This is a genomic window from Candidatus Manganitrophus morganii (assembly GCA_021651055.1).
Lineage (GTDB): Bacteria > Nitrospirota > Nitrospiria > SBBL01 > Manganitrophaceae > Manganitrophus > Manganitrophus morganii.
Genome location: JAJHOH010000001.1, coordinates 4,133,004 through 4,158,188, shown reverse-complemented (window position 1 = coordinate 4,158,188; position 25,185 = coordinate 4,133,004). Strand labels below are relative to the sequence as shown.

At 53.0% G+C, this 25,185-nt stretch carries 23 protein-coding genes; 19 read left to right on the top strand and 4 right to left on the bottom strand.

What is annotated here, in order from left to right; all coding sequences use genetic code 11:
• Window positions 1–34 precede the first annotated feature (34 nt).
• Window positions 35–1,297, top strand: a complete 1,263-nt coding sequence (locus tag MCM46_19100; GenBank protein ID MCG3113917.1) for a GAF and ANTAR domain-containing protein — start codon at window positions 35–37, stop codon at window positions 1,295–1,297.
• A gap of 32 nt (window positions 1,298–1,329) precedes the next feature.
• On the opposite strand, the gene cls is transcribed toward MCM46_19100, so the two are convergent.
• Window positions 1,330–2,487: a cardiolipin synthase gene (cls, locus tag MCM46_19095; protein ID MCG3113916.1), complete on the bottom strand. Its 1,158-nt coding sequence runs from the start codon at window positions 2,485–2,487 to the stop codon at window positions 1,330–1,332.
• A 118-nt stretch (window positions 2,488–2,605) separates the two neighbouring features.
• Here cls and MCM46_19090 point away from each other — a divergent pair, with 118 nt between their 5' ends.
• From MCM46_19090 to MCM46_19080, 3 genes are read left to right on the top strand one after another with little or no spacing between them, the layout of a single operon-like run.
• On the top strand, window positions 2,606–3,589 hold the full coding sequence (locus MCM46_19090; GenBank protein MCG3113915.1) for an NTP transferase domain-containing protein: 984 nt from the start codon (window positions 2,606–2,608) through the stop codon (window positions 3,587–3,589).
• Window positions 3,586–4,596 (top strand): zinc dependent phospholipase C family protein, encoded by a 1,011-nt coding sequence (locus tag MCM46_19085; GenBank protein MCG3113914.1) that lies wholly within the window; start codon window positions 3,586–3,588, stop codon window positions 4,594–4,596. The genes MCM46_19090 and MCM46_19085 overlap by 4 nt, the downstream gene beginning before the upstream one ends.
• Before the next feature lie 33 nt (window positions 4,597–4,629).
• Window positions 4,630–4,977 carry a PilZ domain-containing protein gene (locus tag MCM46_19080; protein MCG3113913.1) on the top strand — a complete coding sequence of 116 codons (348 nt, stop codon included), beginning with the start codon at window positions 4,630–4,632 and terminating at the stop codon, window positions 4,975–4,977.
• 15 nt (window positions 4,978–4,992) lie between these two features.
• On the opposite strand, the gene MCM46_19075 is transcribed toward MCM46_19080, so the two are convergent.
• A complete protein-coding gene (locus tag MCM46_19075; protein MCG3113912.1) occupies window positions 4,993–6,273 on the bottom strand; it encodes a Glu/Leu/Phe/Val dehydrogenase in 1,281 nt (426 codons plus the stop codon).
• A gap of 52 nt (window positions 6,274–6,325) precedes the next feature.
• Window positions 6,326–7,135: a CBS domain-containing protein gene (locus MCM46_19070; protein ID MCG3113911.1), complete on the bottom strand. Its 810-nt coding sequence runs from the start codon at window positions 7,133–7,135 to the stop codon at window positions 6,326–6,328.
• A gap of 227 nt (window positions 7,136–7,362) precedes the next feature.
• Between MCM46_19070 and moaC the strand changes: the two genes are divergently transcribed.
• The 12 genes from moaC (at window position 7,363) to MCM46_19010 (ending at window position 21,498) form a co-directional block, all read left to right on the top strand.
• Window positions 7,363–7,872, top strand: coding sequence for a cyclic pyranopterin monophosphate synthase MoaC (gene moaC / locus MCM46_19065; GenBank protein ID MCG3113910.1), 510 nt, complete (start codon window positions 7,363–7,365; stop codon window positions 7,870–7,872).
• On the top strand, window positions 7,869–9,122 hold the full coding sequence (locus tag MCM46_19060) for an ATP-binding cassette domain-containing protein (GenBank protein ID MCG3113909.1): 1,254 nt from the start codon (window positions 7,869–7,871) through the stop codon (window positions 9,120–9,122). The genes moaC and MCM46_19060 overlap by 4 nt, the downstream gene beginning before the upstream one ends.
• On the top strand, window positions 9,107–9,931 hold the full coding sequence (locus MCM46_19055) for an ABC transporter permease (GenBank protein MCG3113908.1): 825 nt from the start codon (window positions 9,107–9,109) through the stop codon (window positions 9,929–9,931). Before MCM46_19060 ends, MCM46_19055 begins: the two co-directional genes overlap by 16 nt.
• Before the next feature lie 7 nt (window positions 9,932–9,938).
• On the top strand, window positions 9,939–10,559 hold the full coding sequence (locus MCM46_19050) for a histidine phosphatase family protein (protein MCG3113907.1): 621 nt from the start codon (window positions 9,939–9,941) through the stop codon (window positions 10,557–10,559).
• A gap of 16 nt (window positions 10,560–10,575) precedes the next feature.
• The gene (locus MCM46_19045) at window positions 10,576–11,634 is read left to right on the top strand and encodes a methyltransferase (GenBank protein ID MCG3113906.1); all 1,059 of its coding nucleotides are present in this window, start codon (window positions 10,576–10,578) and stop codon (window positions 11,632–11,634) included.
• A gap of 17 nt (window positions 11,635–11,651) precedes the next feature.
• On the top strand, window positions 11,652–12,476 hold the full coding sequence (locus MCM46_19040; GenBank protein MCG3113905.1) for an outer membrane lipoprotein-sorting protein: 825 nt from the start codon (window positions 11,652–11,654) through the stop codon (window positions 12,474–12,476).
• A gap of 182 nt (window positions 12,477–12,658) precedes the next feature.
• Entirely contained in the window at window positions 12,659–15,220 is a 2,562-nt protein-coding gene (locus MCM46_19035; protein ID MCG3113904.1) for an MMPL family transporter, read from the top strand.
• Between the two features lie 36 nt (window positions 15,221–15,256).
• Window positions 15,257–16,255 (top strand): hypothetical protein, encoded by a 999-nt coding sequence (locus MCM46_19030; GenBank protein ID MCG3113903.1) that lies wholly within the window; start codon window positions 15,257–15,259, stop codon window positions 16,253–16,255.
• Window positions 16,256–16,642: 387 nt separating this feature from the next.
• Complete coding sequence (gene moaA, locus MCM46_19025; protein ID MCG3113902.1) at window positions 16,643–17,638, top strand: GTP 3',8-cyclase MoaA; 996 nt, start codon at window positions 16,643–16,645, stop codon at window positions 17,636–17,638.
• 63 nt (window positions 17,639–17,701) lie between these two features.
• Window positions 17,702–18,823 carry a hypothetical protein gene (locus MCM46_19020; GenBank protein ID MCG3113901.1) on the top strand — a complete coding sequence of 374 codons (1,122 nt, stop codon included), beginning with the start codon at window positions 17,702–17,704 and terminating at the stop codon, window positions 18,821–18,823.
• Window positions 18,824–20,113 carry a hypothetical protein gene (locus tag MCM46_19015; GenBank protein MCG3113900.1) on the top strand — a complete coding sequence of 430 codons (1,290 nt, stop codon included), beginning with the start codon at window positions 18,824–18,826 and terminating at the stop codon, window positions 20,111–20,113.
• Entirely contained in the window at window positions 20,110–21,498 is a 1,389-nt protein-coding gene (locus tag MCM46_19010; GenBank protein ID MCG3113899.1) for a hypothetical protein, read from the top strand. The genes MCM46_19015 and MCM46_19010 overlap by 4 nt, the downstream gene beginning before the upstream one ends.
• Window positions 21,499–21,574: 76 nt before the next feature.
• Here MCM46_19010 and MCM46_19005 read toward each other — a convergent pair whose 3' ends face one another.
• A complete protein-coding gene (locus MCM46_19005) occupies window positions 21,575–21,970 on the bottom strand; it encodes a hypothetical protein (GenBank protein MCG3113898.1) in 396 nt (131 codons plus the stop codon).
• 172 nt (window positions 21,971–22,142) lie between these two features.
• Here MCM46_19005 and MCM46_19000 point away from each other — a divergent pair, with 172 nt between their 5' ends.
• The 3 genes from MCM46_19000 (at window position 22,143) to MCM46_18990 (ending at window position 25,008) form a co-directional block, all read left to right on the top strand.
• Window positions 22,143–22,808: a hypothetical protein gene (locus MCM46_19000; GenBank protein MCG3113897.1), complete on the top strand. Its 666-nt coding sequence runs from the start codon at window positions 22,143–22,145 to the stop codon at window positions 22,806–22,808.
• 118 nt (window positions 22,809–22,926) lie between these two features.
• Window positions 22,927–23,961, top strand: a complete 1,035-nt coding sequence (locus MCM46_18995) for a hypothetical protein (protein ID MCG3113896.1) — start codon at window positions 22,927–22,929, stop codon at window positions 23,959–23,961.
• Window positions 23,962–23,985: 24 nt separating this feature from the next.
• Window positions 23,986–25,008, top strand: a complete 1,023-nt coding sequence (locus tag MCM46_18990) for a hypothetical protein (protein MCG3113895.1) — start codon at window positions 23,986–23,988, stop codon at window positions 25,006–25,008.
• Window positions 25,009–25,185 lie beyond the last annotated feature (177 nt).

Genomic DNA, 25,185 nt, shown 5'->3' with positions numbered 1-25,185 from the left:
TTCTCCGCCTGTTCAAAGGAGAAGGATGTTCGCAATGCCGACACGCACGCAGAAAACCGTTTCGACGAAAAAAGGGTCCGCGACGAAAGGGGCCCTGGAGCAAAAGACACGAGAGCTCGGGGTGCTTCATCGCATCACGGAGCAGATCAGCTCAAACCTGGAGCTCGAGGTCGTCCTTAAGGAAATCGTCGAAATGGTCGTCGAAATCACGCAGGCCGACGCCTGCCTTCTTTATCTCCTCGATGAAACCCAAAAGGAGCTGACCCTTCGCGCATCCAAAAATCCCCATCCGAAGCTGATCGGCCGGATCCGCTTGGAACTGGGGGAGGGGATCACCGGCTGGGTGGCCAAAGAAAAAAAGATGGTCGCCATCGCCAAAGACGCGTCGGAGGATCCTCGTTTTGCGCTGTTCCATAATCTCCCCGAAGATCGCTACCACGCCTTCCTCTCGGTGCCGGTGATCAGCAAAGGGGAGATCATCGGCGTGATCAACGTTCAACACAAAAAGCCTCACTATCATTCGGACGGGGAGATCGCCCTGTTGACCACGATCGGTCATCAGGTCGGCAGCGCGATCGAAAACGCGCGGCTCTATGAAGAGATGAAAAGGAAGGCGATGCAGATCGATACCCTCTCCCGGATGAGCACGATGATCGCCTCCAATCGATACCTTGAAGAGATTCTCAATTTGATCGTGACGATGACCGCGGGGATGATGAATTCGAAGATCTGCTCGATCATGTTCCTCGACGAGCAGAAAGGGGAGTTGAAGATCGTTGCGACGCAAAGCCTGAGCGAAGAGTATCGGCAAAAAGCGAACGTGAAGATCGGGGAGAGCGTCTCCGGCCGGGTGGTGAAGGAGCGCCGGCCGATCACGGTTCTCGATGTCACGGGCGATCCTCACTTCCGATTTCCGGAGTTGGCGAAAAAAGAAGGGCTTTTCTCTCTCCTGTCGGTCCCGATGATGATCAAAGATCGGGTGATCGGGGTGATCAACAGCTACACCTCCAAAGAGCACCACTTTACCCCGGAGGAGATCAACATCCTCCAGACGGTGGCCAATCAGGCGGCGGTCGCCATCGAGAATACGACCCTCGTCCAGCAGTCGTCCGCCATGCAAGAGGCGCTGGAGACCCGCAAAGCGGTGGAACGAGCGAAGGGGATCTTGATGAAGCAGGGAAAGATCTCGGAGGAGGAATCGTTCCGGCTGATTCAACGTCAAAGCATGAACACCCGGAAGACGATGCGGGAAATCGCCGAGGCGATTATCTTAGCATCAGAGATCAAGAAGGGATAATCGCCGGGCTTCCACCCCCCAATCCGCACCGATCAGATCCATCCGACGATATAATAAAACGTATTCTCCAAGAGACGCTGGAGCCAATTCCGGCGGGTCCATTCCGTGGCGCGGATCTCACGCGAGCACTTCAAATCGTCCCAAAACATCCCCTCCATTTTGTCGCCAAAAGTAGCGCCGAGTACCACCACGTTCACTTCAAGATTGTAGAAGAAGCTGAGCTGATCGATGTTGGACGAACCGATGGTGCTCCATCGCCCGTCGACGACCGCCGTCTTGGCGTGCAAGACCGGTCCTTCCCACTCAAAAATACGGACCCCCCATTTCAGAAGCCGGCTATAGAGGGCGCGGGTGGCATAATCGATGATCCGGACATCGGACCGCTTGGGGACGAGGATCATCACCTCGACCCCCCTTCGACAGGCTTTCTTCAGAGCGGTCAAAAACCAATGCGGGGGGACGAAGTAAGAGTTGGTGATGCAGACTCTTTTTCTGGCGCGAAGGATCGCCCTGAGATAGGCCTTCTTGATCTGATTTCGGCCTCGAAGACCGTTCGATGCAACAATCGATACCCCCAGCCTCCCCGAGGAAGAGACTTCCGGATAGTAAGTTGTATCGGGTTTCAGGCGCCTTTTTTTGTTCTTAAACCAGGTCGTGAGAAAGATCTGTTGGAGTTTTAAAACCGCCGGCCCTTCCAGCTTCAAATGGGTGTCGCGCCACCCTCCGCCCCCTTCCGCAGGATCGGCGTATTCTTCTCCGATGTTGATCCCCCCGACGAAACCGCAGCGGCCGTCCACCACCAAGATTTTTCGATGATCGCGCCGCTTCAAGTTCCACTTTAGGTTCCACCCCCATTTCCATGGAGCAATCGGGTGATACTCGAAGAGTTCCACTCCCGCCTCTTCCATAAAACGGAAGAGCGCTGGGTCGGTGGTCAGTGAGCCGAGAGAGTCATAAATAAGTTGGACGTAGACCCCTTCTCGTGCTTTTTCGGAAAGGGCTTCCGCAAATCGCCATCCGACACGATCGCTCCGGAAGATGTAGGTCTCCAGATGGATCGTTTCCTCGGCCTCTTTGATTGCTTTGAGCATCTCCGGAAAGATTTCGGAACCGTCTTTGAGAATCTGAACTTTGTTCCCGGAAATCCAGGCGCGGGGTCTCGATTTGAGGAAGGTGGATAATTTCTGCATGCCTTATTTTAACATAGTCAACAACCTCAATTTAAGCTTTCATTTCATAGAGATGAACCAAATCGACAAACCCATGCGACTATGTTAAGATACTTTCCAACGACGCAACGGATGGAAAATGGACGCATTTGTTTTAGCGGGCGACCGCGGGGCAAGCCACCAGATCCTGGGAACGAACAAAGCTCTCCTTAAATTGGAGGGATATCCTCTCTTCATTCATGTTCTCAAAGCCTTGGATGAAGTGGCTGAAATCGACCGTATCTATCTCATCGGTCCCCAAAAAAAGATGATGGAAGAGATCGAACAAGCCCTTCCCTATACGCTCTTCTTCAAGAAAATCGAAGTCCTTGAACAAAAGAACAGTCTCATCGAGAATATCCTGGCCGCCTACAGCCGTTCCCTGCCAGGTTATCAAGACGGCATGGACGTTCATCGGCTGAACCACGGCGATCCGCCCGGCCTCTTCCTTCCCGCCGATATTCCTCTGATCACGCCCGCTGAAATTCGGGAATTCATTTCCAAAGCGGATATGGAAGAATCGGATTACTGTCTCGGCGTCACACCGGAAGAAGCGCTGACCCCCTTCTATCCGAAAGCAGACCAGCCTGGGATGAAGATGGCCTACGTCTACACACGCACGCAGGCCTATCGGCTGAATAATCTCCATCTGGCCCGTCCGCTTCGCATCGGAGCGGGGCGGGACATTCAACAACTCTATGATCATCGTTACCAGAAATACCTCGGAAATCGAATCCGGATTATGCTCGAAATTTTAAAACGGCCGGGATGGCCGAGCGTATTGAAATCTTACCTGTTGGCTCAAGCGGCCGTTTCCCTCGCGCAATCCAACCGTTCCGGACTGGCCGCACTATTCCGCCGGTCCCTTGCTCTTTCCAAAGTGGAGCGGGAAATAAGCCGCTTCCTGGGAACCCGCTTCAAAGTGGTCGAAACAAATATCGGCAGCGCTGCCTTGGATATCGACGACGAGGCCAGTTATCGAACCCTCTCCACGCGCTTTCGAGAATGGCGTGAATTTTTCGCAAAGTTTAATCAAGGACAAGAAGGGGGCGCTTGTCCGTTTCGAACGGAAGCATGCGGATGAGGAACTTCGATATGCGGGGACCGACGCGGAAGAAAACCGCTGAAGGGAGAGGTTCGAGCGGACGGAGAAAACGATGGATCACGCCGCTGATTCTGTCATTCGTTGTTTTGCTCTTCTCGGATGAGGCGGCCTATGCCTGGGGGGTCGGCATGCACATGATGCATGGATCGACCCTCCTGCAAAATCTTCAATGGCTGACCGGATCATTGGTTCAGGTTTTGCGCGCCTTCCCGCGAGATTTCTTATACGGCTGCGTCAGCGCCGATATCTTTATCGGCAAAGGTTCCAAATATCATGCCGATCATTGCCACAACTGGTCGACCGCCCGGCGGCTTCTCCAACAGGCGGACGATCCCCGTTTGCAGTCGTTCGCGTGCGGCTACATCGCTCACCTGGCCGCCGACATCATCGCCCATAACGTTTACGTTCCGAACCAGCTCTATCTGACCTCTTCCACCACGCGACTGGGCCATATTTATTGGGAGCTCCGCGCGGACGAATTCGCCGATCAAAAATATTGGAAGCAGGTCCTCGATATCCTCTCGGGGGCCAACGATCAGAGCGACCGCTTCGTCCAGGAGATCGTCAAAAAAGACCTGGTCTCATTCGATATGAAGAAAAAGCTCTTTACCCACGCCGTCAAGCTGTATGACTTGGGGAAACGCCAGCAGGCCGTTTCTCTGGTCTCGCGGAACTCGCGTTGGGATGTTCCTCAGCAATATGTCCAGTCACTCAACCGAAAATGTCTCAACTTGATCGTCAATGTTTTGAACCATCCGGAAGACTCGATCTGCTATCGGTATGATCCGATCGGGAGTCAGCGCCTGGCCGAGGCAAAAAGATTGCGTCAATTCTCAAAACGGATTCATCGCAAAGAACCGACCGACTATATCTTCGATCCGCCCGCAGAGATCGAGAGCTTCTTTTGCTGTCACGCCCATTCCGAGGTATCTTCCTCGGTCGGCACCCTGCGCTCCGAATCCTTGGGTCACATCCATCTAACATAGAAAACAACCTGACCCCATCATTAAGACGAGGACATGGAGAATCGCAGAAAACAGAAGCGGGTTCCGCTCCTGACTGTGGCCCGCATCACACCGCACGGTCTTCAAAAAACGGTCGATGCGATGATTCGTGATGTTTCGATCTATGGAATGGGGGTTTACGTCAAAGGTCCTTACCAAAAGGGGGATCTGCTGCTCGTGAAAATATCAGTGAAGACCGAAGAAGGGGAGGCGATCGACGAATCGCTCTACGGTCAAGTGGTTTGGGCCACTGCACTTAAAGCAGCGGGTCAATATGCCATCGGGCTGGAGTTTCACGATATGGAAAAGAAGAACCCCGCCCTTTATGCTTACATCAAACGCTTGGAGAAACTCCAGAATTGACCCACGACGGAATGCTCAGGGGAAAACGCCGCGCGCCAGCTTGGCGCTGGCGATTTTACGGATGGCGAGCATCAGCGCCGCCATTCGCATACTGACCTTTTCTTCTTGAGCGAGGGTTAAAACCGCGTTGAAGGCGCTCGACATGATCTCCCGCAGCTTTTCGTTGATCTCTTTTTCCTTCCAGAAAAAGTTCTGAAGATCCTGTACCCATTCGAAGTAAGAGACCGTCACCCCGCCGGCATTGGCCAGGATGTCGGGGATCAAAAAGATTCCTCGATCTTGAAGGATGAGATCGGCCGCGGGGGTCGTCGGCCCATTCGCCGCCTCCGCCAGAATGGTGCATGAAATCCGCCCGGCGTTCTCCTCCGTGATCTGGCCCGAAAGGGCGGCCGGCACCAGGACATCACAGGGGAGCTCCAGCAACGCGCGGTTCGTGATCGGCTCTCCGCCGGGAAATCCCTCGATAAACCGGCTGTGCGAGAGATATTGAAGCAGGGCCGGGATATCGAGCCCCTTCGGATTGTAAACACCGGAGCGGACATCGCTGACGGCAATAATCTGACACCCTTCTTGATGAAGGACCTTCGCGACGTTCGATCCGACATTCCCAAACCCCTGAACAACGATCTTTTTCCCTTCCGGTCTCGTTCCGAGATGATTAAACGCCTCCATGATGCAGTAGACCACGCCGCGGCCGGTCGCTTCGATCCGCCCGAGGGAGCCGCCGATGACGATCGGCTTGCCGGTGACGATTTCCGGGATGGAGTAGCCTTTGAACTGGCTGTAGGTATCCATCATCCAGGCCATCACCTGCTCGTTGGTGCCGACATCCGGGGCGGGGACATCCACATCCGGCCCGATGAACTGGATGATCTCCGCGGTATATCGCCGGGTCAGCCGCTGCAGCTCGTTTCGCGAAAAGGCGTTTGGATCGCAGCTGATTCCTCCCTTGGCGCCGCCGAAGGGAAGGCCCATCAATGCGCATTTCCAGGTCATCCACATCGCCAGCGCACAGACCTCGCCGAGATTCACTTCAGGATGATACCGAATCCCTCCTTTGGAAGGGCCGAGGGTATTGTCGTGATGGACCCGATAGCCGTGAAACACTTCGATATGTGAGTCATCCATTCGAATCGGAACGGAGACCATGATCGCCCGTTTCGGAACCACAAGACGCTTCCGGACGTTCGGATCGAGCTTGAGCTGGTCGGCCGCCTGGTCAAACTGCGTCACCGCCATCCGGTAAATGGGGGTCATATACTCCGGCTCGTGCCGTTTTTCTTGTTCGATGTCCATCCTGTTTTGTCCCCAGATTGAGTGAGGGGTCCGACCGATGGGGCGGGCCGCCTTATTTTTGGTTCGAAAAAAAACGGGGAAGGTCGCGGATCGAGATCATGCCGATCAGATCTCGGATGGAAAGAATGCCGATGATCTCTCCTCTCTCGGTCACGGCCAGGTGCCGGACCCCCTTCGTCGCCATAATCTCGTTGGCCTCTTGAATCGTCCGTGAAAGGTCGATATCGAGAACCGGCGTATTCATGATCACCCCGACCGGGATTTTAGAGGCGCTCAGCCCGTAACCGATCACCTTTCGGACCAGATCGGTCTCGGTGATGATTCCGACGTACCGTTTCTCGTCAACGACCATCAACGAACCGATTTTCTTCTCATCCATTTTTCGCGCCGCTTCCTGGGCCGTCGCAAAGGAGTCAACCGTTTGAATGTCACGACGGACTAAAACGGTCAGCGGTTTGACGATATCGGTCATGGCGTGCAGGGGGCTTTTTTTGTCGTTCGAGAAATACCGGACCAGGTCCCGGACGGAGATCATTCCGACGATCTTTCCACTTTCTGAAACGGCGAGATGCCGGATTCCGTTCAGATGCATCAAATGATTCGCTTCGATCGGCGATTTTTCAACGTCGATGTCAAGCAACGGCACATGCATGACGGAGCGGGTCGGGGTCTCGGGAGAAACCTCCTTGGTCAGCCCTTTCCGGACCAGATCGCTCTCCGTAACGATGCCGATATATTGTCCCCCGTCTTCTACAAAAACGGAGCCGATTTTGTACCGTCGCATCATTTGGGCCGTCTCGACCAGGGTGGTCGTCGGACCCGTCTTTTTTATATCGGAGTGAATCAGCTCCCTTAATGACATCTTGTCCTCCTTCAGGCAATCGTCCGGAATGATATCTAAATGTCCCTATTCTGTCAACCAAAGCACCCTAGCGCATAATCACTTGATTGGGAAGAGATTTCAGCGAGAAATGCCTCGTGTTTTCCAGTACCGACTTTATTGACACCCACCGAATCGTATGTTAGACTCAGCCGGAAATTTCTGCTGCTTTATCTATATCTTAAGGAATGATTCCGGGAGGCGCTGACATGGCGGAAACCGAGTTAACCCACTTTAATCAAGAAGGCCGGGCGCGAATGGTCGACGTGTCCGGAAAGGCCGACACCCATCGCACGGCAGTGGCGACCGGCATGGTTTATATGAAACCCGAAACCTTGGCCCGGATTCAAGCGGGACAAATTGCGAAGGGCGATGTCCTCGCCGTGGCCCAGGTGGCCGGCGTCATGGGGGCCAAGCGGACGCCCGACCTGATCCCGATGTGCCATCCTCTGCTTCTCACCAATGTCGATATTCATTTCGAAATCCATCCTGCGGAAAATGGGGGCCCGGCCGCCGTCCAAATCAACGCCACCGTCAAAACCTCCGGCCAGACCGGTGTGGAGATGGAAGCGGTCACGGCCGTCACGGTGACCGCGCTGACGATTTACGACATGTGCAAGGCGATCGATAAGGGGATCAGCTTCGGTCAGATCGGTCTTCTCTCCAAAAGCGGCGGCAAGTCAGGAACCTATACCCGTCCCGAGCCCTTCCCGAAATGATCCAGATCGAGCACCTGATAAAAGAATACGCCTCCGGACGAAAAGCAGTCGACGATATCAGCTTTCAAGTTCCCTCAGGCGAAGTCTTCGGCTTCCTCGGCCCCAACGGGGCCGGAAAAACGACCACCATCAAAATCTTGACGACCCTTCTCCGACCCACCTCCGGGACGGTCCGGGTGGCCGGCTATGATGTCGTCGAAAATCCGCTGGCGGTTCGAATGTCGTTCGGGTATGTCGGTCAGCAAAGCGGCGTCGATCCGGCGATGACGGTCCGCGAAAATCTTCTTCTTCAAGGAAAACTCTACCACCTCCCCGCATCTTCTCTCCAGGAAAGAATGATCTTTTTGCTCGATCTGCTTGATATGAAAGGGACGATCGATCTCTGGGTGGGGGCCTTGTCGGGCGGGATGAAGCGGAAGTTGGATATCGCCACCGCGCTGATTCACGAACCCAAACTCCTCTTCCTCGATGAGCCGACGTTGGGACTCGATCCACAAAGCCGATCCGACCTTTGGAGTTATCTCCGCCGGCTGAACCGGGAACAGGGGGTCACCCTCTTTTTAACAACGCATTACCTTGACGAAGTCGATCAGCTGGCCCACCGGGTTGGGATTTTAAATCACGGAAGGGTTCAAACGATCGGAACCCCCGATCAGCTCAAAGATAGTCTCGGCGCGGACTGCGTTCACCTCACTTTCAAACAGCCCCTTTCCGAATCGGTCGTCGCCTCCTTTCGCCAAAAGGAATGGATCAAAGAAGTTATCCGCCAGGAAAATCAGCTTCGCCTCTACCTGGAGAACGGGAAAGGACTTCTTCCCCGTCTGCTCCAGTGTGTGGACGAACTCGGCTTGACTGCGGAGACCGTCGTTTTAACCCGTCCCACTTTCGATGATGTCTTTTTAAAATACACCGGCAAAAATTTCGCGGACGAAGACAAAAAAGAAAACGACTCCGCCGGATGGGGCTCCTGGGGGAAAAAATGGGACAACAATTCCGGCGAAAACGAGTGGGCTAAGAAATGGCAGAAGGAAGGGGAATCGGGGGAGTCGGGCAAAGAGTGGGGAAGCGAGTGGAAGAAGAAAGAAACCGGCTCGGAAAAAGAGTGGGGCAACCAATGGAAACAGCCGGAACCGAAGGATCCCGCGGCCGATGCCCCGGCGAAACCTGAAGAACCCTCCGAGAAAAAGTGGCCGCAAGGGGAGTGGCCCCAGGGCGAGTGGAAGAAGGATCAAGGATGGAACAAAAAATAGTTGTCGCCCCAACATCGACCCCGGTTCCGGCGTCAGGAATGCCGGTGAAATGGCTGGTGGCCGATACTGCAGCCCTCCTCAAAAAATATCTTCTGATGACATGGCGGATGCCGATCTGGACCTTCTTCGGACTGGTCCAGCCGCTTCTCTGGTTGATCATCTTCGGTCAATTGTTCAAGAACCTCTCGCGCCTTCCCGGCTTCCCAGAAGCCGATTACATCCAGTTCCTCGCACCGGGGGTGATCGTCATGACCGTGTTGTTCGGCTCTTCCTGGTCGGGGGTGAACCTGCTTCGAGACCTGACTTTTGGAATCATGGAAAAACTTCTGGTCGCCCCGATCTCCCGGACCGCCATTGTTTTGAGCCGTCTGTTGCATGCGGGGCTGACGGTCGTCATCCAGGTTTTTCTCTTGGTCGGCGTGGCCGCCTTGCTTGGGGCCGGCTTTCCCCGCGGAGCGGGTCTCTTCTGGATCTGGGTTGCCGTGCTTCTCCTTGCGATCGGCTTTTCCGCCGTCTCGAATGCGCTCGCGATGATCCTGAAAAAAGAAGAGCCGTTGGTCGTGATGGGAAACATGTTGACGCTCCCCCTCCTTTTCTTCTCCCCGGCGCTGGTGCCGACCGATTTCATGCCGGTTTGGATGCAGATGGTCAGCCGGATCAATCCGGCCACTTATGGAGTGGAAGCGGTCCGCGCCTCGTATCGGGGCGTTTTTGACGCCTCCTTTTTCATCAGCATGGCGGTGCTCGGCCTGTTTACATTCGTTTCAGTCATCTCAGCCGTTTCCATCTTTAGTCAGGATCGCTCTTAGAATTTTAATGAGGACAAAAGAACAAGCGACATCGTTTTTATTCCTCCGCCATGGAGCCACCGATTTTCCGGAGAATCGATATTATTGTGATTCGGTGGAAGATCCGGCGCTCAATCCGGTCGGCCTGAAACAGGCCGCCGGCTGGCCCGATCGGCTTCAAGGAAAATCGATTGCCGCGCTTTATGTCAGCCCCTCGCGCAGGACACAAGAGACGGCCCGGCCGACCGCCGATCGGCTCGGATTGAAGATTGAAACTACTGAAGGACTCCGAGAGCGGACCTTCGGATCGTGGGACGGGCTGACGAACGAGGTCATTCAACAACGCTTCCCGGAGGAGTGGTCAGCCTGGAAGAAAGACCCGCTCCATTTCACAACGGCGGGAGGGGAGTCGCTTGTCGGTTTTGCCAAGCGGGTCGATGAGACGATTCAGACCCTATTAGCGCGCCATGCGGGCCAGACGGTCCTCCTGGTGACGCACGTCGGACCGATTCGGATGATCGTCGCCGCGGCGCTCGGGATGGCGCTTGAAAATCAAAAACGGCTCGTGGTCGGTTCCTGCTCGTTAACACAGATTGATTATACGGCCAGTTGGCCCAACTTGGTCTTTTTTTCGCTCCGACCGGAGTGACTCGATGAGGAGAACCGTGAAGAAAAAAACAACCCGAAAAAAAACGGAGAAGAGTAAGGCAACGCCTTCCCGCAAAAAGAGTAAAGAAACCTTCGACCCGATGAAGGTGATGAGCATCAGCTCGGCCTACTGGCAGTCGAAGATCCTCCACACCGCCCAACGATTGAACATCTTCACCCGGCTGAAGGATCGGTCGGCGACGGCGACGGAATTGGCGGCCGAGATACCGGCCGATCCGCGCGGATTGGACATCCTCCTCATCGCGGCGACGTCGATGGGCCTGCTCGACCGGAAAAAGGAGAAGTACCGAAACACCCCTTTCGCGAAAACCTTCCTGGTCAGCGGAAGCCCCCGATACCAGGGGGGAATCGTTTCGATGTTCGACAGCTGGTACGGCGCCTGGGGCGATCTTGATCAGGCCGTCCTGACCGGCAAGCCGGTGGTCGACAAACCGCACGACCAGGGCCCGGAAGCGCTCCGGAGCTATATCTATGGAATGCACTACCGCGCCATCGCCCAAGGGGATCTGCTGGCGCGCAAGATCGATTTTTCGGGAAGACGCCAGTTGATCGACATCGCCGGGGGGCCCGGCACCTTCTGCATGAAGTTCTGCGAGCGAAATCCGAAACTTTCCGCGACGGTCTTCGATCTTCCGCAGACGTTGGAAGTCACGCGCGAAATCGTCGGCTCGTTCGGGATGCTCGACCGGGTTACCCTCAAACCGGGCAACTACCTTGAGGATTCTTTTGGAAAAGGATACGACGCTCTGCTCCTCTCCTCGATGTTCAATCAGGAGTCCCCTCAAGTGATCAAAGAGATCTTCCGAAAAGCCTATGAAGCGCTCGATCAAAAGGGGATGATCCTCATCCAAGATCAGATGCTTAATCGGGATAAGACCGGCCCGATGCTGTCGGCGCTGATCGGGGTCAACCAGCTGGTCCATACGCCGGGAGGCGCGGCCTACTCGGAGAAAGAGCTCGCCGATTGGATGAAGGGGGTCGGATTCAGGAAGATCAAACCGGTTCCCCTCCCTTCCCCGAGTCCCTTCACCGTTTTAGTCGGAGAGAAACCATAACGTCAGGAGTAACGGTTATGATTCGAAAAACAATCTATATCGTATTGTCCCTTTACATCATCCTGGGAGGCCTTCGCGTCGTCTCTGCGGAAGAGGCGCCCGCTTCTTCCAATCCTTTGGATGGAACCGAGATCATCAAAAAATCGAGAGAATTGATTTACCAAATCGGAGACCAAAAGAACAAGGTGATCCTTCATCTGATCGAGAAAGACGGAACCAAGAAAAAGATCGAGGCCAGCCGCTATTGGAAGAACTATCGGGCGAAGGAAGGTTTGGACAGCAAGATGCTCCTGGTGACCGATTTTCCTCCCGACTCGCGCGGAATCTCTTTCCTCATCTGGGATTACTCCCAGGAGAACAAGACCGACGATCTCTGGCTTTATCTGCCAGCGCTTAGGATGGTCCGGCGGATCTCCGCGCAAGATCAAAATGACGCTTTCCTCGGGTCGGATCTGACCTTCGGGGACATGGGACAGCGCCGGCTCGACGAAGATGAACATAAGCTATTGCGGGAAGAAGGTTATCTCGGCACCCAGACCTATGTCGTCGAGAGCGTTCCGAAGGAGAAAACGAGTATTTACAGTAAAAAGGTCTCCTGGATCTCGAAGGACAGCTGGACGGTCTTGAAAATAGACTACTATGATCGCAATTCAAAGCTTCTTAAAAGACAAACGATCGAATGGCAGTCGCTCGATAATTTCAGTGTCTGGAAAAAAACGGAGGTGACCAACGTTCAGAACGGACATCGAACCATCTTTGAGGTCAGTGATCTCCAGGTCAACGGAGGACTTGAGGATGAAGATTTTACAGAACGCTCGCTAAAAACCGGCATACGGAAATAGGGTCCATTCTGTCCGTCATTTGAAGAGCCTCCCGGCACCAGTTCGATAATCACCGCGCGCCGGGAGGCTTACTCTCCAGACTGTTATCCACCAAGATGTGATCTTCTACGCCGATATCCTCTACCTTGATTGTATTTTAGGTAATTTGGGTAGACTGACATCATCAAACCAAAGGAACGAAAATGATGAAACGCTATGTAGAGAAAATCGTCGGCCATCCTTACCTGGTCATTTTCTCCGTTCTTCTCATTACTCTTTTCTTCTTCACTCAATTTCGAAACCTCCAGATGATGTTCGATCCAAAATCGATCCTTCCTCAGAATCACCCTTACGTTCAGCTAAACAACAAAATCGAAGAGGCATTCGGCGGCAGCCGCGTGGTGGTGATCGGTATCCATAACAAGAAGGGGGATATCTTTAATCCGGCGACCCTCTCGAAGGTGAAGGGAATCACGGACGATGTGAAGAAGATCGCCGGGATTAAGGAAGAGAATGTCGTCAGCATCGCAGATCGAAAAATCAAATATGTGGTCGGAACCGAAGATCAGATCGAGATAACTCAACTCATGAATGGAGAGGTCCCGACGACACCGGAAGGGCTTTCCGAGCTAAAGAAAAGGGTTTACTCAAACGATCTTTTCCTCAACAGCCTGGTCTCGAAAGATGGGACGGCCGCTGCCGTGATCGTCGACTTTGGCCCCATCGTCCCTGGAGAGTGGGAAGGGGAGGGGGGCGCCGCAGGCGCAGCGTCCGGAGGAGAAAACTGGCAGCAATGGCAAAAAGGGGAAGGGAGCGTCTCGACAGGAGAGCCAAAGCAATCGCAAGCTGCTCCCCAGCAAACAGTAGAGAAAGAAGAAGGATGGAAGAAGTGGCAGGGGAGTGAATCAAATTCAGCCTGCGGCGCATGGCAGAAGAGTGAGCCGGGAAAGTGGCTGGCCGATTCATTAATCCATTGCCAACTTCAGGACATCACCGCAAAATACAGCGATGCCGACCACCAGATCTATCTCGGCGGGATGCCGATTGTTCTCTCCTATTTCGAGGCCGATTCTTTCAGGATGCTCGCGGTTCTCTTTCCGATCGCCATTTTGATCATCGGCATTCTTCACTATATTGCCTTTCGAACCTGGCAGGGTTTGTTTATTCCACTCGTCACTTCTTTGCTGGCGGTTGCCTGGGCGATGGGGATGATGGGCCTGACCCGTACCCCGCTTGATCCGTGGAATGCGATGACCCCGATCCTTATTTTAGCGATTGCAGCGGGCCATTCGGTCCAAATCTTAAAGCGTTACTATGAGGAATATGAACGGCTCGGCGATTCGAAACAGGCGGTGATCGAATCGACGACGCAGGTTGGATTGGCGATGGTGACCGCCGGCGTGATCGCCTCAGCCAGCTTTGCATCGTTGATTACGTTCAAGCTAAAAACGTTCCAGTCGTTTGGGTTGTTCACTGCCTTCGGCATCTTGAGCGCCCTTGTTTTGGAATTGACCTTTATCCCGGCTATCCGTTCCGTGCTCCGTCCCTCCCGTAAAAAGCGAGTCGTTAGGGGACCCGATCTACTCGACCGGTTTTTGAGCAGTCTTGCTTCGCAAGTGACCGGAAGCGGGCGGACGATTATTCTGACCGGCGCCGCCCTCTTTTTTGTCATTTCGGTCATCGGAACGCTTCGGGTCCAAGTCAGCAACAGCAACCGCTCCCAATTTTTTGAATCGACCCTCCTTCGGCAAGATGAGCGGGCCCTTAACGAAAAGTTCGCCGGCACCTCTACCTTTTATATTCTTCTGGAAGCAAAAAAAGAATCTGCCCTTAAAAACCCTATCGTGGCCGGGGCGGTGGACCGACTCCAGCGCCGCCTGGAGAGTGTGCCGGAGGTTGGGAAAACGGAATCGTACGTCGACTATGTGAAACAGATGAATCAAACATTAAACGGCGGCGATCCGGCCTTTAATAAGGTCCCGAATGCACAGGATCAGATCGCGCAGTTTCTTTTCCTTTATTCGGTCTCGGGGAATCCGGCCGATTTCGCCCGATTAATGCGCCCGCAACAGGAAGAGGCGGTGATCTGGGTTTTTCTAAAAAGCGACGATACCCGTTTGGCGGAAGAGTTGATTCAGATCGTCGAACAGGCGCGTGACGCTGACTTTACCCCTCATCAAGTCTCTTTAGGTGTGGCAGGAAGCTCCCCCGTTGTGGTCGCCCTCAACGAAGAGATGATCAGAGGAAAGGCGCTGAACATCATTCAAATCGCCGCGATTACCTTCTTAATGACCGCATTAGTACGACGATCGCTCTTAGGCGGCTTCTTTGTTATTATTCCGCTCGCCCTCTCGGTATTAATTAATTTTGGTATAATGGGACTCAGTGGGATCACACTCGGGATTGGGACCGCGGCGATTACCGCCATGGCGGTCGGTATCGGCGCGGATTATGAAATTTATCTCATTTTTCGCCTCAGGGAGGAGTTTAAGAAAAGCAAAAACATCGAAGAGGCGATCCGGACCACTTTGCAAACATCCGGAAAGGCGATTATTTTTGTTGCCATTGCGGTATCAGCCGGATATGGGCTTCTTGCTTTTACCGGGTTTTATCTTCATATGGAAGGAATTTTGGTGCCTCTGGCAATGTTGACCAGCAGCCTTGGCGCACTGACCATCCTTCCTGCTTTGGTCATCATTTTCAAGCCGAAATTTGTTTTCGACGGTCAGGAGGTGCCGCTTGCGCTAAAACCGACCGTCAAGTAAAACGATTCGGCTCCTTGACTTTGGGAGACGTGTAGAGTGAAAGGCAGATGGTTTTGGATTCTTATCATCGCAGCAAGTTTCACTCTTCTTCCACATCTCAGCTTCGGGCAAGAGTCCCGTTTAAGCATCGCCTATACAACCGGTGTTTATCAGCCTTCTCTTAAATCGTTAAATAAGATCCTCGGGGATCCTCACCTTGCGATCCTTCAAGATCCTAATTACCTCCTTCCACGCAACCGACTTCTCCCGGCCGAAGTCAGAAACATCGTCGCTCCTGAAATAAAAGGAAAAACCAACTATGGCGCGGAGGTCCAGTGGGAAGCAACCGATAAGTTTTCATTGGTCGCAACCCTCTCGCTCTGGCAGGGTGAATCGACGGCGGAAGATGTCATCACTACTTTCCTCCGGCAGGATCTTCCTCCTGTTTCGGCACCCAGAACAGCCTCCTATAACCTATCCGTAACTCAGATCTGGCTTGGTTGGAAATATAACCTCTATCAAGACCCCGATCATGGACGCTTTTTCATCAATGTCGGATTGATCGGAATCTCGATTACCAATTTGATGATCGATTCGGTCGTACGGGTGAATAGCCCCGACCTTAATTTCGCATCGGTCAGTTCCACCGAGGCAGAGGGAATTGCATTTACTTCAAGAATCGGCATCGGAGGAGAGTACTTTATTACTCCCTGGCTTTCTTTTGGCTTGAACGCGAATTATGTCATTGGAAGCAGCGCAAAACTTAAAGTAGAGAAGCATTTCCGTTCAAGTTTCTTCGACATTCCTCCCCCGCCACCCGAAACAACCAACCTGCAGAATGTTCCACCTGTCCCCGAAAACGGAGAAACATTACGCTGGGCTCGCATTGAAACTCAAAACATCAGCGATTTTTGTGACCCCCCCGCAACGACTGAAGATGGAAACATCGATCCAGATACCTGTTCTCAGCATGGTAGAGGGAATCCAGCGGGTCGACCTCTCGAATTAGAGCTAAACGGTTTTCAAGTTACCGGCATGCTTCGATTTTACTTCTAAACCTTTCCGACATCATTGTAATATGGCCTAAAATTCTTAGTCGGAAACATTGACATACTACACTTCTATGGTATATTAAGTTCAGGTTGAGGGTAAGAAATCGGGAAATAAATCAAGATCGATCTCCAAACCCGGTTTTTATTGATCGCTAATGATAAAGTTAGCCTATGAATGGTTACGGATATTCAAAGTGCAGAGAGCAAAATAATAGTCAACAAACTCGTCCTTGTTATAGGTGAACAGTGAATATGTTATGGTGGGAAATGCCTTCTTCAGACAAAAGTGTTGTACTTTTTCTGTTGACACGTGATCCCCATTCTCTATAAACTTAACCCGAGTTGCGTGTACATAATTCCCACCATAACTTTATATATTTAAGGAGGTCTGATGAATCCCCTTGTTGACAGCTATAAGAGGACGGTTTCTTACATGCGAGTTTCCATCACCGATCGCTGCAACCTTAGGTGTGTCTACTGTATGCCGGAGGAAGGGCTGGAATGGACTCCGACAGACGAAATACTGACTTATGATGAACTCACACGAATTATCACCGTCGCTGCAAAAAGGGGACTTCGGAAGGTGCGTATCACAGGAGGTGAGCCGCTTGTGAGAAAGGGCGTCGTTGGGTTTGTAGAACAATTAAGTCGTGTTCCGGGGTTAAAAGAATTGGCGTTAACCACGAATGGAGTCTTCCTTAAGGAACTTTCAGCCGACTTATATAAAGCGGGATTAAGAAGAATTAACATCAGCCTTGATTCGCTTAACCCAAAAACCTTTGCTCAAGTCGTTCGCAGAGACATCTTCCCGAAAGTCTGGGAAGGGATCGAAGAGGCGGAGCGCGTCGGATTCGAACCGATTAAAATCAACTGCGTTCTTCAGCAGGGGGTGAATGACCACGAAGTCATGGATTTTGTTCGACTCACGTTGCGAAAACCCTACCATATTCGTTTCATCGAATACATGCCTTGCGCAAATTGGGACACTTGGGTAAAAACGTACAAGCCGTTTTCTGCAGTGGTTGATGAAGTGGAAACACAATTCGGAAAATTGGTTCCTGTTGGCGGTTCCAATGAAAATGACAATGGGCCAGCTGAGAATTTTAGGATTCCCGGCGCTCCGGGCGTGGTCGGCTTTATCCATGCCGTGAGCCATGACTTCTGCGATACCTGCAATCGCGTTCGATTGACGGCAGATGGGAAAATTCGGCCCTGTCTCTTTTCTGAAATTGCCGTCGATTTTCGTGATGCTCTTCGAAACGGTTGCAGCGATGAAGAAATAGAAGGACTCCTCGACCAGGTCCTCTATGTAAAGCCAGAGTACCACGAGCTGGACATGCTTCCGGAAGAGAAAAAACTGACCACGATGGTCAACTTAGGCGGCTGATTCCGTCCCAGTTGCTTCGTTAGTTAATTTTCGGAAGCATTCTCCTGCAATTTAGGAGAAAGCGTGCGAGATGATCTAACAAAAACGTCTGCAATCAAGGGTCATTATTTTTATGTTGGGAACCTCCTTCTAGCGTTACTTGGGGTTTTCCTACTTTTACCTGAAAAGGCAGAGGGCGTCTGTAATCTGATCGGCTCCCTCACAAAACCCGATAGTGTGACCCAGACCCGCTGCACCCAGTCGCGGACCACTCCCACTGATCGCCTCGCACCTGGTTTTGATCCCTCGAAACTCCTGACCCACAGCTTCCCAGGAGAGATAGGGGGGACCGCTGCAATCGATAGCGCCCTCGAGCTTTTCGTTGTTCTCGGTCCTGGAGAGATCACAGGAAATCCATTCGGCCAATTGCTCGATAAGACCAGCACCATCTGTAGCGAGATGGGTGGTCCGATAGGACATGAATGCCAGGGTCTAAATAATATCAGCCTGGGCCGTGCAAAATTTAACACGGCAACACAAAGAGATATCCCGCCAAGCACGGGACCCTGTTTCGATACAGGTCCCAATCCAGACGTGGAAATCACGGAATCAAGCAGCCCGAGTAGTTTTAGCAATCCTCCGCCATTTGCCCAGATCGACTGCCCCGCAAACGACACAGCCGGTTACCTGCACAACAATTTTGTCACGCAGGGAGACTTCTTTCCTTTCCAATTAATCCATGTTGGCTTCGATAGTATTATTAGTTTTGAAGCGGTTCCTGGCGGGACCACTTCCCCGAAAACACTCGTCCCGTGCACGGCTCCTGCCGGGTGGACTTGCGTTAACAGCAGCCAGACGGTGGAACAAGTAACCGGTGTGTTTAACGATCTTGGCACAGGATCTTTCAGCGCGCCTGGCGCAGGGGACCAAGTTGTTGTCAATAATGTGGCCGCATGGTCCGTACAAGCCAAGGGTGATTTAAAATTTACCTCTCCAACAATTGCATGGACACAGCAAATCACCGATCCTGATTTCTCAGGCGTTGCTCTGGAAGGGTTCGATGAACTGACATCTGGATCATTTACATACTGTCAAGGATCGCATGCCCCTGGAGGGCCCTGTGAGGCAAGCAATGTACCCGAGACATCTTATACTTCCGGTGACAGTCAACGAAACGGAACCTTTAGTACCCTGGGAGGAGATTGAATGAGCGCCGTTGATAAACTCACATCTTCTCTATTTCACTCCTCAAAACGAAAAAAGAGTGGATACTCCTCCTGTGCCGATGCTCTTTTGGGGGCCCTTATCCTTCTCGGATTCACACTATTGGTATTTTTAGCTTCTGAACAATCTGCAAATGCGCAGGAATTCGTCATCTTCACTAAAACCCAGGACCAACGGTTCCCTGCTTGTAGCTCCGCCTCTGAAGCTCAATGCGAACGATTTAACTCAAGTCAGCCGGCTTGTACCATCAATATTTTTAGTTGTCGTGGGTACGACCCAACACGGAACATCAGCTCCGGCTTGAACACACCCATAAACTGTCCCGACCTCCAAACAAATTGTCCTGCTCCCGCCGATGGCGCGCTCGAACTCTTCATACACTTGGGACCGGGGGAAGCCACAGGCAATATGCATGGTCGTATACAAGGGGTGAATGGAAGTATTTGCAAAGAGATCTCTTCAGCGGACCCTTCCAGCGAACTTTGTGCGGGAGTGGGGAACCTTAACTTGGGTATTGAGAAATACAATCCTAAAAGTCAGGATGATAACGCCCCTTGTGTCGGAATATTTAATGCCTCCTCTCCGACAGGAACCGGAGATCCTAATCCAGCCGAAGATTGCACGAATCCCACCGGAAATGGAAGCAATACAGCCGGGATGACTTCCGCCGACGGCTTCCATGGCTTTTCCGAGCAATTTGCCAGAAATGACGATTTCTTCCCAGGAGCTATCGAACATGCTGGATTCAAATTCGATGTCAGTTTCAAGTGGATGGACCAAAATACGCTAGCAACCTGTAATCAAAATCGAACCGGGATGGTTCAGCATACTTCCCCCTGTACCCACGCCGCCCAAAGCGTTGAGCAGGTCACTGCGCTTGATTCCGACCTCGGGATTGGAACACGGGCCAATCCCGGACCGGGTGATCAAGTCGTTCACATTAATGTCCTCGGCTGGTCTGCTAAAAATAATGATGACACTTATACCACACCTGGAAATGCTGCCACGCAAGCGACCGGTATAAATCCGAGAATTGCCTGGCAACAAACGATCAAAGACCCGAACTTTTCCGGTCTTTCCGGTTATGATGATGAAATGAATGGTGCATTCACCTATTGCCATGGCGCCCACAACAACTCGGGGGATCCCTGTTTCTCTGTCGTCCTCCCCGATGCAATTTATCCGACCGGAACCAGCCAGACGATCGGCGATTTCAAAAGCTGCTTGTCTTATGATCCGTCGACTGGAAATACAGAAGGCACTTGTCCATGAGTTATCTTAAAACGAATAAATTTCTCTTTAACACTTTAATGGCGCTCTTCCTCCTGTTTTCGATCGTAGGGGAGGTTGGGGCACAACAGTCAGGTGCAACTGACTTTAATATTAACTCAAGCAGCATAGCCCAGCGGCGTGCCGGGAGTGCATCCAGTCCGACTAATTTCGCCAGGAACAATCCAGGTTTTGATCCCTGTTTAAGCCCGACCGGCATTCAAAGCGGTGCAAGATGTGATGGAGAGACAAACCCCGCATCGGGCACGATTCCACTCCTCTCGGCCAGAAACGTCGGCGGTGCCACGAACGATGATAACAACAGACAAGGCGGCTTCTTCCATGCAACCAGTTACGGAGCCGTCACCGATAATATGTTCGGCGCGGTCTCCAAAACCTGTGGTCCAGACAACATTTGTGATAACGCAGACGATGATCCGACGCTTTGCGGAGATCCTGCGTTCGACACCGGGGTCGTGACAGGCCAAAATTGCGGGAACCTCCGCTATAACCCGGTGCGACAGGAGATGCAGATCCCCATCGGCTCGAATAATTTCCACTCGGTTAATTTTCCTTTGCGGCGATTCTTCTCACTGGAGGTCGTTTCCGAAGACAAGGACCTAGATGCCGATGGTGTTGCGGACTACGACCTATTCGGAAGTCCTTCCGGATCGCCTATTATCGCAACACCCGATCGGACCAGTTTTTGCGGGTACACGGCGCCCACCGTCTCGGAGTCCGGCGTAGCCGTGCCGAATGACCCCAATCTCAAGACTCCCTGCCAGGGCCCGCTGTTTTTTGCCGGTATTGGGACCGGCTTTTCAAGCGATTTTACTTTCAGACGTGCACCCTCTGCCGGAACATTTAATTGCGGAAAAGATCCCCGGTTGGCCACGGTGCAAACGACAACAGATCTTACCTGCAGCGTCATGGGAATCATTATGGAAACCCAGCTCGAAACCGGTTTTCCGGATCAACATACTGAGATAGGGGCCTATTTCCACGTTACGAATGCGGATTGTATCGGCTCCTCAAGCGGGGTAGGGGGAAACAATGACTGCCATGCCTCGAACATTAATCCCGCCACCGGAAACACGCTTTCTCTCACGAACTCTCACACGCCTGCCGCCTTTCGTGGCGGGGGTGATCCTATCCCGCCGATGATCACGGTCAATTGGGCGCAGCATATCACCGATCCGGATGTGGCCGGAGCGATCGATCCTAACCAGCCAGCGGCATTCAGCGCAACAATGGCCGGCTCTTTTGAGATGTGCAACCGAGACGTTTGGACCACCTGCAACCAAACCTTCCCGGCGGTCAATGCGCCGACCGGGGAAAGCCAAACGCGGGGAGATCCCGACTTCTTAATCGGGACCGACCCGAACTAGGAAAACAGATGAAGCTCTTATATTTAATACTCGGTATTTTCTGTACAATCCTCCTGACAGAACAGATCTCCTATGCTCAATCGAATGACTTCTTCAGCTCCACGTCAACCGCCAACAGCCGTTTCAAAAGCTCGGGGGATGCAAATGATTGTGCGAATTGTCCCGGGTTTAATCCGTGTAACGGGTCTACGATCGGTGGAACGACTTGCAATGGGAATGGACTGCTTCGCCAGACGCTCGTCGATGGCGCTCTCAACGTGACGCAAGTTGGGTTGGTCGGTCCCCAGGTTTGCATATCGATCTGCGTGGGGACGCCAAGCAATCCGACAAATGATTCGAAACTGGAAGTGAAGGTAAGCCCGCTTTTCGCGATGACCGGCCCCGGCGCCGTCACCGACAATATGTTCAATGTGGTTTCGGACCCGACCCGAACCGCTGCGGAGGTCACGGCCGGGACACCTGCCTTCGGCATGGGAAGCCGTGATCCTGCCAAATGCGGCAATACCGCCGCGGACGGAACGTTTGACCCATCGATCGATCCCGGCGTGCGTTCAGGCCTAAACTGTGGCTATCTTCGGCACAACCCGTCTACTCAAGGACTATCACTCCCATCAGGGAACAACACCCTTTCAACAGGTCAGACGATGACAAGCCTTACAACAATGACGCTGACATCGAGCTCGGGGACCCCGTGTGTCCTCGCAACCGATCCTCCTCGCGCAAACGATACAGGGGAGGGATGCGATTTAGTCGACTTTAATGCAGCGCCCCACGCATTTACTTCAAATGTCTTTCCGACCGGAAGCGACTGGACAGCGGGCCCGTTTACAGGAATCCCGAATGGGCTACACAATGAGTTCTCATTCAGCAGGGGAGTTGTTTGCCGTTCCGACACGGGAGACACAACCTGCGCGAAACAGAGTCTCATCCAGGAAACCCAAACAGAGAACGGCACCTCTCATGCCGAATGGGCCTTTGTCTGGTCTACTAAAAATATTGATCCTGCCGGAGCGGCCTCGGGCGCAGCCACTTGCGGTAATCCGATCCATGGTGTCGCCCAAACGACAGGAGGGAAGATTTGTGTCCATTGGTATTCGAGCTACGAGGACTCCCCCTGTAAAATCATCGGCGCGTATGATCCGAATGCCGGTCCGAACAGCTGCCGGGGGGTGGCCTCCGGATACGGATTCCTGGACGTTTCGGAAGGTTACTTCGTCCGTGATGGGGATGCCGTCAGCACCACTCCGACCAGCTATCCGCTCGGACCACAGGCATCTTTTGGCATCATCAACGGAGCAACAAGCCCGTGATAGAGCATACAGAAATAGAATATTTACCAATTGATTTTTTACTGAACTTTTTTATGTCATTTCTTACTTTTATACTTTACAGGGATATAAAAAGCGGCTAAGCTTAGAGGCAGATTAAATGGTATTTTTTAATCAGGAGGAAACAATGAACCGCTCTATAAAAAAGATTACCCTGTTTTTCCTGGGCATCGGCATCCTGGCATTTTCGGTCCAGGGCGCTTACGCCCAAGCGCTGGACTTTTTCAGCAACACACAATCGCTCGACCTGCGCTCCAGTGGAAGCGATGGCGCACCCGGCTTCAATCCCTGCGCCGGTGGGACCACTCAGCTAACCACAGAATGCTCCGGCGCTCCGGGCGGTTCGGAACCCTTATTGGATGCGTTGAACCTCGGGGATAGCGGAACAAACACAGCCGGCCTCTTCGAAAAGACCGGACCCGGCGCCATTACAGACAACATGTTCGGAATTGTTGAGCGCCCTGCAAGTCCGCTTACCTGCGGAGCCCAGGGGGCAGGTGTCCTTGCCGGCGGCGTCGGATCGCTAAACTGCGGCGATGGAAAATTTGATCCTTCAACGCAGGATCAGACGATCCCAACCTCAGGGACGAATCTTACCGGCGCCATGGCCGTCAACACCCCGATTGACATGACTTCTTGCGGGGCGGGATCGACAATGGGCGCCTGCGCCAACAATGCTTCGCTGCATCGCTCTCAGGTAGAAGACGCCTTTGTTTGGAATCCAACCGGCTCCACGGTGAACCTTCCGGTCAATACCGCCAACATGCCGACAATCATTGCAGCGCCTGCAGCCAAAACCTGCGCCGCGGGAAGCGCCGCGAACCCCGCTGTCTGCGGACAAGCCTCCATGATCGAAACGACCGCGCTTGGCACAACCACCACGGTGGTCGTCAGCCTGGCGACCGATTGGGCGACAACCAACTCTGCAGCAGGTGTGATGGGAACCGCCCCGACGGTCAACTGGGAAAGCAGAATCGTCCAAAGCGAAATGATTGGAGGGGGCACCTTCGATCAAACACTTTCGGGCAGCTTTTTATACAACGGAGGCTCCTTCACTGCGACGGCGTATCCAAATGGGGAGAGCTTCACGATCCGTGCAGGTGGCGGCGGATCACCGGATGAAGCCATTCCATAATTTAAGAAATAAGGAGGTAAGAACATGACTATCATTAAAAAGGTTTCAGCGGTGCTGCCCCTCCTGCTGGCGGGAATGCTGACCGTGGCCGGAACAGAAGCTCAGGCAGTTGACTTCAATATAAATACCCAACTCACCGACCTTCGTTCCGATGGGACCAATAACAACCCGGGATTTAACCCCTGTAGGGGCGGAACACGCACGGCCGGAGTTTGCGGCGGTGCCTTAGTAGTGGATTCAAGTGCGCTTGCCTTGCTGGATCCGGACAACCTTCAGACAGTCTTCCCAAGCCTCGGTCCGGGAGCGGTAACCGATAACATGTTCGGGATTATTTCCGGGCAAGATGCCAGTGGAACGCCAATTCCTGTAACTGCCTGCGGAGTGATCACCAATGCCTCATTGGCTGGCTTAAACTGCGGCGACCTTCGATTTAATCCAAGCACGCAAGGTCAAACCACACTTACCACAGATGCAAACACCCTTGTAACGCCTGTGGCAGGGTTGGACATGAACAGCCAATTTGTCGCCGATTTCTGCCCCGGGCCCGCCGGCGCGCCGACCGATTGTTCGGATGGGGGAGGAACGCCAGCGCAAGTCATCGCGGCCCATACCGGGTTCAATGTCACAAACGACTTCAACTTCAAACGTCTGGGAGGAACGACTTCTGAAATAACCGGCTCCCAGAGCATGCGGCAGGTCACTGCGGTCAAAACAGCCAATATCGGGACCCAAGCGGCGCCCGGAACCGGAGACCAGCTTGTCGAGATCACCGCCGACTGGGCGACCACACCGGCAAACCCTTCCTCGAATAACCCGGCATCAAATCCCGCCAGTCTAACCGTGAACTGGACGCAGAATATCTCCGATCCGGATCAGTCCGGAACGGGGGCCGGATCGTTCACGCAGAACATTGCCGGAAGCTTCGTCTACCACGCTACCGCCGATGCGGTTTCCGCTCAGTATCCAAGCGGAAGGACGCAAACCGAAAGGAGCATCGGCGTTGCCGCCCCCGTGGGCGAAACGATGGACTTCGATGCCGTTCCGTAACAACATATAGAATCATCTTCGCCAAAGAGGAGAGGTCAAACGACCTCTCCTCTTTTTTTTGCCTTTATTTTTGACTTTGATACTACAAGAGATAACATGGTTCTATTTTTTGTCCCTCTCCGTTTTCTAAATTTTTACACAGAATCTATAGACTTTATTGACAATACGCCCGCTCGT